The sequence below is a fragment of the Kribbella sp. NPDC050470 genome (genome assembly GCF_044458365.1).
In the GTDB taxonomy this organism is placed as follows: domain Bacteria; phylum Actinomycetota; class Actinomycetes; order Propionibacteriales; family Kribbellaceae; genus Kribbella.
The window spans coordinates 72,136-85,164 of record NZ_JBITHV010000012.1 but is presented as its reverse complement, the minus strand read 5'-3'; the positions used below and the strand labels follow the sequence as shown (position 1 = coordinate 85,164).

Genomic DNA, 13,029 nt, shown 5'->3' with positions numbered 1-13,029 from the left:
GGCACCGACCACCCACGGACACCCACCATGCTGGTCGAGTGACCGAGAAGGAGGCACCATTGTGTCCGTGGAAACACATGAGCCGGGAACGTTCACCTTGGCCGATCTCGAAGATCTTCCCGACGACGGGAAGCGGTACGAACTGGTTGACGGAGTGTTGCTGGTGACACCTGCACCACTGCCGATGTATCAGCTTGCTGTTGTCGAGCTGACGGTCCTGCTCCGGCAAAGCTGCCCGGATGACCAGCGGGTGTTCGTTGCGCCACTGGACTTCCAGCCCACATCTCGCCGTTCCCTCCAGCCGGACGTGCTTGTCTGCCGCCGGGTGGACGTCGGTCCGAAGGCGATCGAGAAGCCACTGCTCCTTGCCGTCGAGATCCTCTCGCCGGCCACCCGCTCGACGGACCTCGTCCTCAAGCGGAGCCTCTACGAGGAGGCCGGCGTGACCTCGTACTGGACCTTCGATCCGGCCAAGGTAGAGCTCACCGTGCTCGAACTGGTCAATGGCGCCTATGACGAGCGAGCCGTGGTCACCGGCAAGGACGCGTTCGACGCCGAGCTTCCCTTCCCGGTGCGGATCGTCCCCGCGGACCTGGTGGACTAGCCGTTCAGGAGGGTGGTCAAGGCTTGTTTGTCGGGGAGGTTTGGGGGGCGGATTATGTCGCCGGTTCGGACGTAGTAGAAGGCGGCGGTTACTTGGTGGACGGGGATGTTGTGGAGCTCGGACCAGGCGACTCGGTAGATGGCTAGTTGGAGGGGGTCGGCGGTTTCGGTGCGGGTGGTTTTCCAGTCGATGACCTCGTAGCCGCGGGAGCCGTCGGGGCGGACGACCTGGTAGACGGCGTCGATGCGGCCGCGGACGACGCGGCCGGCGATGGCGAGGGCGAACGGGGCCTCGATCTCGTACGGCGTGGTCTCGCCGAACGGGCCGGTGCGGAAGGCGTCCATCAGGTCGGTGAGGTCGGTGTCGTCGACGATGTCCTCGTCCGCGGCGCCCGGCAGGTCGTCGGGATCGAGCAGCAGCTGCTGGCCGAAGTAGCTCTCCACCCAGGCGTGGAAGCGGGTGCCGAACCGCGCCGCCCGGTTGGGTTTGCGCGGCATCGGCCGGGCCAGCTCGGAGGCGAGCCCGTCCGGGTCCTTCGCCAGCCGCATCACCTGGGTCGCCGACAACGCGGTCGGCAGCTCCACGTCGTACGCCTTCCGGCTCCGGCTTACCCTTGCCTCGGACAACAACCGCTCGATCTCGGCGTCCCAGCGCGCGACCGTCGCCTGCTCGTCCAGCAGCAACGACTCCTCGGCCTCCAGCGACGGACCCTCCGAGCGCGCCAACTGCACCAGCGCCACTCCGTCCAACCTGCGCTGATAAGCCTCGGCGTCGTACTGCGCCGGCCACGGCGCCTGTGTCTGCTCGGCGAGCTCCGGGTTCTCCTCGGTCAGCTCCGGCTGCTCGGCCCACGCGACGACCCGCTCCCCCGCGTGCTTCCTCAGCAGCTCGAGGTACGACGACGGCCCGCGCGGCCGCTTCTGCGTCGGCCCCCACCAGTGACCGGTCGCGACCAGGATCTCCTTGGCGCGCGTGAAAGCGACGTACCCGAGCCGGCGTTCCTCCAGCGCGTTCACGTCCTTGCACTCTTCGGCGAACGCCTTCAGCCCGGCGTTGGACAGGTCGTGGAAGTCGGGCAACGTGTCCGCGTCACCGCGCAGCGGCCACGGCAGCACCTTGGCGTTCGTCGTCCACTTGTCCCGGCCGCGATCCGACGGGAACACCTTCTGCACCAGCGTCGGCACGAACACGATCGGCCACTCCAGGCCCTTCGACCGGTGCGTGGTCAGCAACTTCACCGAGTCGGCTTCACTCGGTACGGCGAGATCGAGGCCGGCGGCGTACTCCTCCTCGGCCGCCAGGTACGCCAGCAGGCCGTCCAGCGACCCGTCCGACTCGGTCGACACGAAGTTGCCGACGGCATCCATGAACGCGGCCAGGTGATCCCGGCGCCCGGAGTCGACGTGGTCGGGTGTCGCGGTGAGCTCGACGTCCAGGCCGATCGTGCTGATCACCCGGCGCACCAGGTCGAGCAGCGGCTCCGCCGCGTGCGCACGCAGCTCGCGAAGCTCGGTGGACAGCTCCTTGAACCGGACCAGCGCCTCCGGCGCGTACGGCAGCGGCCCCGGATCGTCGACCGCTTCGGCGAGCGAGATCACCTCGGTCGAGTCCATCCCGGCGACCGCCGCATCCAGCGCGGCGACGAGGTCGTCCGCGTCCGGTCGGTCACCGGAGTCGGCGAGCGCGCGGGACCGGTTCGCGAGCAGGGCGAGGTCGCGGTGACCGATCCGGTACCGCGGACCGGTGAGGATCCGCAGCATCGCGGCGTTCGCTGTCAGGTCGTTCACCGCTTGCAGGGTGGCGACGACGTCGACGACCTCGGGTAGCGCGAGGAGCCCGCCCAGGCCGACGACCTCGACCGGGACCTTGCGGGCGATCAGGGCTTCGTGGACCGCGCTGAGGTCGACGTTCGTGCGCATCAGGATGCCGATGTCCTTCCACCGGCGGTTCGGCGTCCGGTGCGCGGCGACGATCGCGTCCGCGACCCACTCGATCTCCTGCGAGCGCGTCTCGAACAGGCCGACCGTGATCGCACCTTCCGGCGCATTCTCGGGCGCTTCGAGCGGGATCACCCCGGGGTGCTGTTCGTAGAGCTCGGCCGCGTGCTGGTTGGCCGCGGCAAGGATCCGGCTGCCGCACCGCCGGTTGACGCTCAACACATAGCGCTGAGCCGGAGTGCCATCGGCCTGAGGGAAGTGTTCGGGGAACTCGTCCAGGTTGGCAACGGACGCGCCGCGCCACCCATAGATCGCCTGACACGGGTCACCGACCGCCGTCACGGGATGACCGCGACCGTCCGGCCCGGCGAACAGCGCAGTCAGCATCCGGCGCTGCGACACCGAGGTGTCCTGATACTCGTCGAGCAGCACGACCTTGTACCGCGACCGCTCGGCGACCGCGACCTCCGGGCACTCCTCCGCGAGCCGCGCACCGAGCGCCATCTGGTCCGCGAAGTCCACGACTCCACGCTCGGCCTTGTACGCCTGGTACTCCTCGACCAGTTGCAGGATCTCGCCGCGCTTCAACGCGGTCTCCCCGAGCTTGCGCACCTCGATCGTCTGCTTCCGCGCCGCCGCGACTTCCCGTCGTACTGCCTCGTCGTGCTCGCGTACGTCGTCCGCGCGCAGCAGGTGATCCGCGAGCTCACCGTCCAGCGCGAGCAAGCTGTTGACCAGCGTCGGCACGTGATGCGACGCGTGCCGGATCGGCCCGGCGGAGCGCCGTACGACGCGACCTGCAAGCTGGAACCTGGTCGCGTCGGCCAGCACGCGGGCGTCCGGCTCGAGCCCGAGCCGCAGACCGTGCTCGGCGATCAACGTGCCGGCGAACGCGTGGTACGTCGACACGACCGGCTCACCGGGCTCCTCCGGCTCCCAGTTCGGCACGTTGCTGCGCAGGTGCGCGGCGAGGATCGGGTGCTGGTCCTTCGGCAGCGTCGACCCGAGCACGCCGGCCTTCGTGAGGTCGTCGCGGATGCGCACATCCAGCTCGTTGGCAGCCTTCTTCGTGAACGTCAGCCCGAGCACTTCCTCCGGCTTCACCTGCCCGGTGCAGATCAGCCACACCACCCGAGCCGCCATCGCGGTCGTCTTCCCGGACCCGGCGCCGGCCACGATGACGCCGGGTGCCAGCGGAGCCGTGATCGCCGCCAACTGCTGATCACTGAACGGAATCCCCAGCAGGTCGCACAACTCAGCCGTCGTGTTCAGGTGAGCGCGCATCAGAGGATCTCTCGGCCTTCGGGTTGGATGGGGCAGAGCGGGCGGGCGTCGCAGCGGCTGCAGCCGTCGTTGCGTTTGGCGACGAACTCCTCGGAGCGGACCATCGCCGCGGCGTCGTCGACGGCCTCGTCGAGCCAGGTGCGGCCGTCCTCGTCGGACTCCAGCGGACCTTGGTGCTGGACCTTCGGGAACCCGCTGTCGTCGTGGCGCAGCTGAACCAGCTCCGCGCCGCCCGCGACCGGATCCTCACCGAGCTTCTGCAGCTGCCGAGACGCGATCGCGCGCTGGTAGATCGCCAGCTGCACGTGCCGCTCCAGCGCCGGCTTGGTCGGGATCGAGCGCCCGGTCTTCAGGTCGACCACCCGGATCGTGCCCTCGGAGTCCTCCTCGATCCGGTCCATCCGGCCCTTCACCCGGACGGCGGGCTTGTCGGTGTCCGGCAGCAGGACGTCGAAGTCGACCTCGGTCCCGACCAGCCGCCGGTCCGGCCGGCCCTTGTGCCACGCGACGAACCGCCGCAACGCGTCCTCGGCCTCGACCCGCTCGCGGTCCGAGATCCACGTCGACTCGAACTCGAGCTGCGTCCACACCTTGTCGAGCCAGCCGTTCAACTCGTCCGAGTCCGGCGGCAGCGTCCCCGTCGCGACCGCGTCCGCCAACGTGTGCAACACCATGCCGAAGCCGATGGCCGACGTACTGGGTGTCTCGCCGCCTGCCCGGCGCTGCAGGAACCAGCGCAGCGGACAGTCCACGATCGTCGTCAGCGCACTCCCCGACAACGGCACCGGCTGGTCGGGGTCGGCGATCGGCTGCTCGGATCGAGTCCGCTCTCGCACACCCCACCAGCGCGTCGGATCCGCCGTCGGCACCAGGGGCTGCTCGCGCTCGTCCACCGCATCCGCCAACTGCGCCAACCGATCAGCCGCGACACGACGCAGGGCAGGAGACGACGACGGATCCGCCAGCACGCACCGCAGATCCGCGACCAGACCGTGCAACGACAGCGGTCGCCGCGGCCGTCCCGCGACCAGCTTCAAAGGAATGTCCAGCTCGGCCAGCAACCGCGACGGTTGATCCCCGTCCGCCTCCGGCGCCTGCACCGCGGTCACGATCAGCCGCTCCCGCGCCCGCGTGATCGCGACGTAGAACAGCCGCCGCTCCTCCGCGAGCAGCGCACCCGCCGACAACGGATCCACCAGGCCGTCCGGCCCGAGCCGGTCCGGCTCCAGCAGCGACCCGCGCCGCCGCAGATCCGGCCACTGCCCTTCCTGCACACTCGCCACGACGACGAGCCGCCACTGCAGCCCCTTCGAGCGGTGTGCAGTCATCAGCTGCACGCCGGCCTCGCGATACGTCCCGTCGAACCGGTTGTCCCCGGCGATGTCCAGCGACTCGAGCTCCGAGAGGAACGCCGACACCCCCTTGAACCCGACCTGCTCCTCGGCCCGGCCGGCCGCGTCGAACAACGCGCACAACGAGTCCAGGTCCCGGTTGGCCGTCCGAGCCTGCTCACCACCTGAGTGCGCCTGCCCACGAAGCCGCCGCAACCACGGCGACTCCGACCACAGCGACCACATCACCTCGTCCGGCGCGGCGCCGGCGGTTACGATGTTCCTTGCCTTGAGCAACCGTTCGCCGAGGGCCACAAACCGGGCCTCGGCCGGCGACGACTGCTCGTCGAGCAGCAATGGATTCAGCAGCGCCTCCCGCAGCAGCTCGTCCGACGACCGCGGCAACCGCTGACCGCCCGCGGCCTCGCGATCCCGCCGCCGAAGCACCCGAGCCAACCGCCGCAACTGGCCCGCGTCCATCGCCCCCAACGGCGACAACGCCAGCGCCCGTACGACGTCCACCGTCAGCGTCGACGGATCCGCAACGGCCCGCAACGCCAGCAACATCGGACGTACGGCGGGCTCTCGCGACAACGGCAACTCGTCACCGGCCACGTCGACCGGGATCCCGGCCGCCGCGAGCGCGCGACGCAACGGCGGGATCGACCGACTGCCGGACCGCACCAGCACCGCCATCTCGTGCCAACCGACCCCGTCCTGCACATGGGCACGCCGGAGCAGGTCCGCGATGTGCTCGAGCTCTGCCCCGCTGGTCGAGTACAGGTTGGCCTCGACCTTGCCGGAGCCGTAGACACATCCACTCGCATCCGGGTTCCGGAAGCGCTCGAACGTGTCGCGGTCCAGCGTCCCCGGGACACCGAGTCGGCTGACGACGTTGCGGGAGACGCGCTGCAGCGTCGTACCGAACCGTCTGGTCGTGCCGAGCGCGATCTGGTCGGCTTCCGCGCCGGTCGCCGTACGGAACTCGTCGGTGAAGCGGAGCAGACCGCGGACGTCGGCGCCGCGGAAGGTGTAGATGGACTGGTCCGGGTCGCCGACCACGACCAGGTCGCCGCCGTCGCCCGCGATCGCCTGCAGCAGCTGGGTCTGACCGGGATCGGTGTCCTGGTACTCGTCGACGAAGACGGCCTTGAACTCGCTGCGCAGCTTGGCCTTCACCTGCGGTTGCTGCGCGAGGATCACGGCGCGGTGGATCAGCTCGGAGTAGTCGAGCACCTGCTCGTGGTCGAGGATCTGCAGGTACTCCTCGAAGAAGTCGCCGACCGCGACCCACTCGGCGCGCTCGGCGGACCGCCCGATCGCGGACAGGTCCTCGGGGTCGAGCCCGAGCTGCCGCGCCTTGCCGATGACCGCCTGCACCTCGTCGGTGAAACCGCGCGTCTTCAACGCCGGGTGCAAGCTGCTCGGCCAGTGCACCGCGCCGACCTCACGACTGCCCGACAGCGCCTCGGTCAACCGCAGCGACTGCTCCGGCCCGGACGGGAGCCGCAGTGGTACGTCGAACGCGTCAGCCGGCGTGAACCGGCGCAGCAACGCGTAGCAGAAGGAATGGAATGTCATCGACGGCATCACTCGCGTGGTCCGCCCGAGCCGGCCGGTGATGCGGTCGCGCAACTCGGTCGCCGCCTTGCGCCCGAACGTCAGCACCAGCACCTGGTCCGGACTCAGCCCGCGATTGCGCACCCGGTCGACGACTGCCTCGACGAGCGTCGTCGTCTTCCCGGTCCCCGGTCCGGCCAGCACCAGCAACGGTCCGCCCGGATGATCCACCACCGCCTGCTGATCCGCATCCAGGACAGGAGCATCCGCGCTGCGCCCCTCCGCCCGGACCAACCTGTACCGCGTTGGATTCCGGGACCCCTGTCTGCTGACCACCGCCACATCCCATCAGAGCCCACCGACAATCCGCGGGGGCACACACCGCGTACGACGAACCTCGCCGGACTGCGGACAACTTCCGGTCCGTTCGCGGCATCAAGTGGTGCGTAAGACCGGCACCCTCAACGGCCGGTCGGGCATCGGCGGTGCGGAGGTCCGGGGCGGGGCCGGCGCACCGCCGGTGCCGTCACCCGGTGCCGTCATTCCCCGGGATCCCAGCGCACCTGGCGCAGGTTGACCCGGCCGTTCGTGACGCGGACGCCGTCCGAGCGCAGCCGGTGCAGTTGCTCGTCACCGACCTCGTCGGCCGGCACACCGCTGGCCCGAATCACCCGCCACCACGGCACGCTGCCGCCGTACTCGCGCATGATCGCGCCGACCTGGCGCGGCCCGCCCTGACCGACGAACTCGGCGATGTCGCCGTACGTCGCGACGCTGCCCGGCGGGATCGACTCCACGGCACGCAGCACCGCCTCGACGTACTCCTCCCTGTCCACGGCCCCAACCTAGCGGCAACCGCCGACAGCTCAGGCCAGTGGCGCCAGCGCCTTCGCGAGCGGCTCCACGACCGACGGCGGCGCGTCGAGCGGGAGGTTCATCACGACCAGGTCGACACCTGCTTCGCCGTACGCCGCCGCCTGCGCGACCGCTGCGTCGAGGGGCTGGTCGGGCTCGATCCGGACGTTGACCGAGCAGGTGATCTCGTTGACGTCGCGGCCGACGTCGGCGCAGTGCTGGACGAGGATGTCCTTGAGCGGCTTCCACTCCTCCGGGCTCGGCACGATGACGTTCCAGTGCTGGGCCCAGCGGGCGACCGCGCGCAGCGTCCGCTTCGGCCCCTTGCCACCGATGGCGATCGGCGGGTGCGGGGTCTGCACGCCCTTCGGCTCGCAGTACGCGTCGGTGAGCTTGATGTACTGGCCGTCGAAGTTCGCGACCTTCTCGGTGAGCAGCGCGATGATCGCCTGCACGCCCTCGTCGAACCGGTCGAAGCGCTCCTTCAGCCCGTACAGGTCGATGCCGTACGCCGCGGTCTCCATCTCGTTCCAGCCGGCGCCAAGGCCGAGCTCGAGCCGGCCGCCGGAGATGATGTCGGTGGTCGCGGCCATGTTCGCCGTGACCGCGGGATGGCGGTAGATCATGCCGTTCACCTGGCACCCGATCCGGATCCGGTGCGTCGCCTGGGCGAGCGCGGCCAGCGTGGTCCAGGCCTCGAGGTTCGGGCCGGCCATGTCGCCGCTCAGCGGGTAGAAGTGGTCCCAGTGCCACGCGGACTCGAAGATCTCGAAGTCGTCCGCGGCGATCCACACGTCCCGCATCTGCTGCCAGGTGGTGTGCTCCGGCCTCGTCTTGATCGCGAACCGCATGACCGCCTCCTAGGTAACCGTTTGCCCGCCGCGACCGACCTTACCCCTTCGACCGAACCCGCACGAGCCGCCCGAAAAGGCAGGGCACGCCGGGCTCGCCCACCGCGGCGGGCCGCGGACCGGAAGACTTGGAACAGGTCTGGGGCAAAGGGGTTGGCATGGCGAGGTACCTCCCGCGTGAGCTGATCGAGGACACCTTCTGGGTGCGACTGCCGCCACCCGCGCGCAGCATGATCCTGTTCGGACTGCTGTTCGCGTTCGCGGCGCTGCTCGGCATCGCCGGGTCGGACGGGACCAGTGCGAGCACCACATTCGTGACCAGCGTGCCGTGGACGATCTGGCGCGTCGTCGCCGGTGCGGCTCTGGTCGTCTTCGTCGTACTGACCATCCAGGCGATCCGCGTCCTGCAGCACCCGGCCAACTGGGGCATGTACCCGAGCCGCGAGCGCAGCTGGCGCTATCTGATCAGCGCGGCCGTCGGCGCTGCCGCGGTGACCGCCTACCGGCTGCTCTTCCCGGAGGTCAGCCCGGACCTGCCCATTCAGGGATTGCACCTGCGCACGGGCATCGTGCTGGTGACCGGCCTGCTCGCCAGCATTCCGTGGCTGACCATCGTGTGGCTCGCGCACGCCGAGTGCCACGACCTCGGCAAGGACAGCTACCGGCGGTCCGGTGACGCGTTCCGGACCCTCATGGACGAGTCGAACGGCGACCCGGCGCACCTCCGCCCGGCCGTCGAACGACTCCTGCGGTTGTGGCAGCTGCTGGTGCTGTGCGTCGGCGCGTTCACCGTCGGCGTGGTCGCCGCGGTCGCGACCTCAGGTGCGTTGCGCGGTGCGTTCGTGGCAGCACATCCGGACCGGGCCGGCGAGTTCCCGCCGTCCAACGTCCTGCTGTACGGCGGGATGTTCGCGCTCGGTCTCGCGGTGATCGCCGTACCGATGGCGCTGGCCTGGCGGACGCGCGCCGAGGAGCTCCTCGATCACGCGTGCCCGTTGCCGGAGGACGGCCGACCGACCGAGGAGTGGATGGAGGAACGGCACCGGATCGAGCACCTGCTGCACCTGGACATCTCGATCCTGCGCAACCCGCTGACCATTCTGAGCGTCATCGCGCCGTTGCTGATCAGCGCACTGGCCGCGTTCCTGCCACAGCTGGCCGGCTAGCCGCCGCACATCGGCACGACCGGGCGGCCTTCCTGGAAGGCGGTGACGACGGCGATGGCCTCGAAGATCAGCGCGGCCGTCGCGGTGCCGAACAGGACGATCACGATGAGCTGGCGGTTGTGCCGGAACCAGCGCAGCAGCAGGAAGAGCGCGACCGCGCCGGCGGCCAGGCCGGCGAAGCCCAGGACGTACGCCGACGTCGGCAACGGGATCGTGCCGTCGCAGCTGTCCTGCCGCCGGCGGATCAGCTCGGCCTGCGCGTTGGTGTTGATCGTCGACAGCAGCACACCGGCGACCAGCACCCCGAACACCACCGCCTGCCGGTGCCGACCGGCCGGCGGCGCCTCCCCCATGAGCCCGCCCCCCGGTCGGGCTCAGTCGAGCCCGAGCCGGGCCCGCACCTCGGGCCGGCGCAGCGGCGGCACGGTCTGCGGCGGGTTCCGGCGCTGCGGCATCTCGGCCAGCAGTTGCTCGGTGATCCGCGCGACCTCGGTCGCAGCGCGCTCGATCGGCTCCCGGGTGGCCCCGCTCAGCGAGCCGACGCCGGTCACCTTGCGCACGTACTGCAACGCGGCCGCGTAGATCTCCTCAGAGGTCGCGGCCGGCTCGAGTCCCCTCAGGACGGTGATGTTTCTGCACATGTCACGACAGTACGTGGCCACGCGGACCAAACGATGTCCTACAGGCTATTGACTTCCCTAATACCTTTAGGTTTTCCTCAGTGCATGAGCACTACTTCCGGACTGGACCGCCGGACCCGCCGCCGCCAGGAGACCATCGAGGAGATCCTGGCGGTCGCCATCACGCTGATGGAGACCGAGGGCGTCGCGGCGCTCAGCCTGTCCGCAGTGGCCCGGCAGCTCGGCATGCAGCCGCCGTCGCTCTACCAGTACTTCCCGTCCAAGATGGCGATCTACGACGCGCTCTTCCAACGCGGCAACGAGCAGCTGCGGGACGCCTACCGGGCCGCCTACGCGTCCGCGAACACCGACGAGCCACTCGAGGTCGGACTGGTCACCGCCACTGCGTTCTGCCGCTGGTGCCTGGACCACCAGGTGTACGCCCAGCTGCTGTTCTGGCGGACGATCCCCGGCTTCGAGCCGAGCCCGGAGGCGTTCGCGCCGGCCCAGGAGTCGATCCAGGACCTGCGGGACTACCTGCAGTTGATGGTGGACGCCGGCCGCCTCCGGCCCGAGGTGGCGAGCGAGGAGGGTGTGGCGCTCTACACCTCGATGCTGGCCGGCTTGCTCTCGCAGCAGATCGCGAACCAGCCGGACGCGTCCTTCGAGGACGGGCGGTTCATTCGGCTGCTGCCCGTCGTACTCGAGATGTTCTATCAGCGGTATGCACCGACCAGGGGGTAGTCATGACTGCAGTACTCGCGGGGGAGATCGGCCGAGCCGGCCGGGAACGGTGCCGAGTGCACCGGGACGCCGAGCTCGAGGCGTGGCACGAGCTATTGGCGTCGATCGAGGGGTCCGAGTGGCACCGCCGTACGGTGTGTGACGAATGGGACGTCGCGGATATCGCCGGGCACCTGATCGGCCAGGCGGAGGACGTGAACACGCCGTGGTCGTTCCCGCGCCGGTTCCGCAAGGCGAAGCGCGTGTACCCGGACAAGCCGCGGTTCGACGCGCACATGATGGTCCAGGCCGACGAGCACCGGGGTACGCCGCCGGCCGAACTGCGGGCGTTGTTCGACAAGGTGTGGGCGAAGGCGACGCGGAAGATCTCGCGCAATCCGGAGCTGTTCCGGCGGATCAGCATGAACGTCGAGGGCCTTCCGATGGCCCTCGGGTACATCCAGGACATCCTGCTCGCGCGGGACCTGTGGATGCACCGCGACGACATGTGCCAGGCGCTCGGGCGGCCGTTCGACGCCGGTCCGTACGCCGACGAGGTGATCGCACAGGTCGTGTACGACGTGGACACGCTGCCGTTCTGGGGTGAGCGGCCGAGTGTCGTGCTGGAGCTCACCGGCCAGGGCGGCGGGACCTACCGGCTGGGGAGGGACGAGCCGGTCGGCCGCGCCGCCGTGGACGCGGTGAGCTACATGCGAACGCTGTCAGGCCGCGACGACAACCCAGTCGTCACCGGCGACCCATTGGCCGCCGAGGCGGTCGCAAGCTGCCGCATGCCTTTCTAGTAGGCAGGCTGGCTCGGGTCGATCTGGTCGACCCACGCGACCACACCGCCGCCGACGTGGACGGCGTCGGCGAAGCCGGCGCCCTTCGCGATGGCGAGGACCTCGGCCGAGCGGACGCCGGACTTGCAGTGGAAGACCAGCTGCTTGTCGTGCGGCAGCTTCTCCAGCGCGACGCCGGTCAGGAACTCCGCCTTCGGAATCAGCACCGAGCCCGGGATCCGGTTGATCTCGTACTCGTTCTGCTCCCGGACGTCGATCAGCACGAACTCCTTCTCGCCGTTGTCCTTCAGCTTGATCCACTCGCTCAGCTGCCTGACGGAGATGGTCGAGCCGACGGCCGCGTCGGCCGCCTCCTCGGTCAGCGCGCCGCAGAAGCTCTCGTAGTCGATCAGCTCGGTGACGGTCGGGTTCTCACCGCAGATCGCGCAGTTCGGGTCCTTGCGGACCTTCAGGGCGCGCCAGTTCAGGTCGAGCGCCTCGTAGATGTTCAGCCGGCCCAGCGACGGGTCGCCGATGCCGGTGAGCAGCTTGATCGCCTCGGTCACCTGTGCGGCGCCGACGGACGCGCACAGCACGCCCAGCACGCCGCCCTCGGCGCAGGACGGGACCATGCCCGGTGGCGGCGGCTCGGGGTAGAGGCAGCGGTAGCACGGGCCGTGCTCGGCCCAGAAGACGCTGACCTGGCCGTCGAAGCGGAAGATCGAGCCCCAGACGTACGGCTTGCCGAGCAGCACCGCGGCGTCGTTCACCAGGTACCGGGTGGCGAAGTTGTCGGTGCCGTCGACGATCAGGTCGTACTGCTCGAAGATCCCGAACACGTTGTCGTTGTCCAGGCGCTCCTCGTGCAGGACCACGTTCGTGTACGGGTTGGCCTCGAGAATCGACTCCTTGGCCGACTGCGCCTTGGACTTCCCGACGTCGGACTGGCCGTGGATGATCTGGCGCTGCAGGTTCGACTCGTCGACGGTGTCGAACTCGACGATGCCGAGGGTGCCGACCCCGGCCGCGGCCAGGTAGAGCAGCGCCGGGCTGCCCAGGCCGCCGGCACCGATCACCAGCACCTTCGCGTTCTTCAGCCGCTTCTGCCCGGCCATCCCCACCTCGGGGATGATCAGGTGCCGCGAGTACCGGCGAACCTCGTCGATGGTCAGCTCGTCAGCCGGTTCGACCAGCGGTGGCAATGACACGTTGTCGGCTCCTCGTGAACGATGTAAGTCAGGCTCTCCGGTTTTCAACCATCCGTCCCACCTCCATGTTCCCGCACATCCCCAAGCACCCCGGCCCGGGTCCGTATC

11 protein-coding genes are annotated in these 13,029 nt (G+C 69.5%); 4 read left to right on the top strand and 7 right to left on the bottom strand.

Annotation, left to right across the window (positions count from 1 at the left end; all coding sequences use genetic code 11):
- Positions 1 to 67: 67 nt before the first annotated feature.
- On the top strand, positions 68 to 604 hold the full coding sequence (locus ACIBGM_RS33990; protein ID WP_396387852.1) for a Uma2 family endonuclease: 537 nt from the start codon (positions 68 to 70) through the stop codon (positions 602 to 604).
- On the opposite strand, the gene ACIBGM_RS33985 is transcribed toward ACIBGM_RS33990, so the two are convergent.
- The 4 genes from ACIBGM_RS33985 to ACIBGM_RS33970 all read right to left on the bottom strand — a co-directional run bounded on the left by ACIBGM_RS33985 (position 601) and on the right by ACIBGM_RS33970 (position 8,422).
- Positions 601 to 3,825 carry a UvrD-helicase domain-containing protein gene (locus ACIBGM_RS33985; RefSeq protein WP_396387851.1) on the bottom strand — a complete coding sequence of 1,075 codons (3,225 nt, stop codon included), beginning with the start codon at positions 3,823 to 3,825 and terminating at the stop codon, positions 601 to 603. The genes ACIBGM_RS33990 and ACIBGM_RS33985 overlap by 4 nt on opposite strands.
- Positions 3,825 to 6,947, bottom strand: a complete 3,123-nt coding sequence (locus tag ACIBGM_RS33980; protein WP_396387850.1) for an ATP-dependent helicase — start codon at positions 6,945 to 6,947, stop codon at positions 3,825 to 3,827. Before ACIBGM_RS33980 ends, ACIBGM_RS33985 begins: the two co-directional genes overlap by 1 nt.
- A gap of 308 nt (positions 6,948 to 7,255) precedes the next feature.
- Positions 7,256 to 7,552: an MGMT family protein gene (locus ACIBGM_RS33975; protein WP_360523053.1), complete on the bottom strand. Its 297-nt coding sequence runs from the start codon at positions 7,550 to 7,552 to the stop codon at positions 7,256 to 7,258.
- 30 nt (positions 7,553 to 7,582) lie between these two features.
- The gene (locus tag ACIBGM_RS33970) at positions 7,583 to 8,422 is read right to left on the bottom strand and encodes a TIGR03560 family F420-dependent LLM class oxidoreductase (protein WP_360523056.1); all 840 of its coding nucleotides are present in this window, start codon (positions 8,420 to 8,422) and stop codon (positions 7,583 to 7,585) included.
- A gap of 158 nt (positions 8,423 to 8,580) precedes the next feature.
- On the opposite strand from ACIBGM_RS33970, the gene ACIBGM_RS33965 reads away from it, so the two are divergent.
- Positions 8,581 to 9,588, top strand: a complete 1,008-nt coding sequence (locus ACIBGM_RS33965; RefSeq protein ID WP_396387849.1) for a hypothetical protein — start codon at positions 8,581 to 8,583, stop codon at positions 9,586 to 9,588.
- On the opposite strand, the gene ACIBGM_RS33960 is transcribed toward ACIBGM_RS33965, so the two are convergent.
- Both ACIBGM_RS33960 and ACIBGM_RS33955 read right to left on the bottom strand, forming a co-directional pair.
- Entirely contained in the window at positions 9,585 to 9,941 is a 357-nt protein-coding gene (locus ACIBGM_RS33960; protein ID WP_396387848.1) for a hypothetical protein, read from the bottom strand. The genes ACIBGM_RS33965 and ACIBGM_RS33960 overlap by 4 nt on opposite strands.
- 21 nt (positions 9,942 to 9,962) lie before the next feature.
- Positions 9,963 to 10,229, bottom strand: coding sequence for a DUF2277 domain-containing protein (locus ACIBGM_RS33955; protein WP_360523065.1), 267 nt, complete (start codon positions 10,227 to 10,229; stop codon positions 9,963 to 9,965).
- A gap of 84 nt (positions 10,230 to 10,313) precedes the next feature.
- Here ACIBGM_RS33955 and ACIBGM_RS33950 point away from each other — a divergent pair, with 84 nt between their 5' ends.
- Together ACIBGM_RS33950 and ACIBGM_RS33945 are read left to right on the top strand one after the other, a co-directional pair.
- Positions 10,314 to 10,952 carry a TetR/AcrR family transcriptional regulator gene (locus ACIBGM_RS33950; RefSeq protein ID WP_360523068.1) on the top strand — a complete coding sequence of 213 codons (639 nt, stop codon included), beginning with the start codon at positions 10,314 to 10,316 and terminating at the stop codon, positions 10,950 to 10,952.
- A 2-nt stretch (positions 10,953 to 10,954) separates the two neighbouring features.
- A complete protein-coding gene (locus tag ACIBGM_RS33945) occupies positions 10,955 to 11,734 on the top strand; it encodes a maleylpyruvate isomerase family mycothiol-dependent enzyme (RefSeq protein WP_396387847.1) in 780 nt (259 codons plus the stop codon).
- Here ACIBGM_RS33945 and moeZ read toward each other — a convergent pair.
- Positions 11,731 to 12,921 carry an adenylyltransferase/sulfurtransferase MoeZ gene (gene moeZ / locus ACIBGM_RS33940; RefSeq protein WP_396387846.1) on the bottom strand — a complete coding sequence of 397 codons (1,191 nt, stop codon included), beginning with the start codon at positions 12,919 to 12,921 and terminating at the stop codon, positions 11,731 to 11,733. The genes ACIBGM_RS33945 and moeZ overlap by 4 nt on opposite strands.
- Between the last annotated feature and the right edge of the window lie 108 nt (positions 12,922 to 13,029).

Excerpts from the sequence above, each read along its gene's own strand:
- ACIBGM_RS33955 (WP_360523065.1), bottom strand. The coding sequence starts at position 10,229 with ATGTGCAGAAACATCACCGTCCTGAGGGGACTCGAGCCGGCCGCGACC.
- ACIBGM_RS33965 (WP_396387849.1), top strand. The coding sequence starts at position 8,581 with ATGGCGAGGTACCTCCCGCGTGAGCTGATCGAGGACACCTTCTGGGTG.
- ACIBGM_RS33985 (WP_396387851.1), bottom strand. The coding sequence starts at position 3,825 with ATGCGCGCTCACCTGAACACGACGGCTGAGTTGTGCGACCTGCTGGGG.
- ACIBGM_RS33950 (WP_360523068.1), top strand. The coding sequence starts at position 10,314 with ATGAGCACTACTTCCGGACTGGACCGCCGGACCCGCCGCCGCCAGGAG.
- ACIBGM_RS33960 (WP_396387848.1), bottom strand. The coding sequence starts at position 9,941 with ATGGGGGAGGCGCCGCCGGCCGGTCGGCACCGGCAGGCGGTGGTGTTC.
- ACIBGM_RS33970 (WP_360523056.1), bottom strand. The coding sequence starts at position 8,422 with ATGCGGTTCGCGATCAAGACGAGGCCGGAGCACACCACCTGGCAGCAG.
- ACIBGM_RS33945 (WP_396387847.1), top strand. The coding sequence starts at position 10,955 with ATGACTGCAGTACTCGCGGGGGAGATCGGCCGAGCCGGCCGGGAACGG.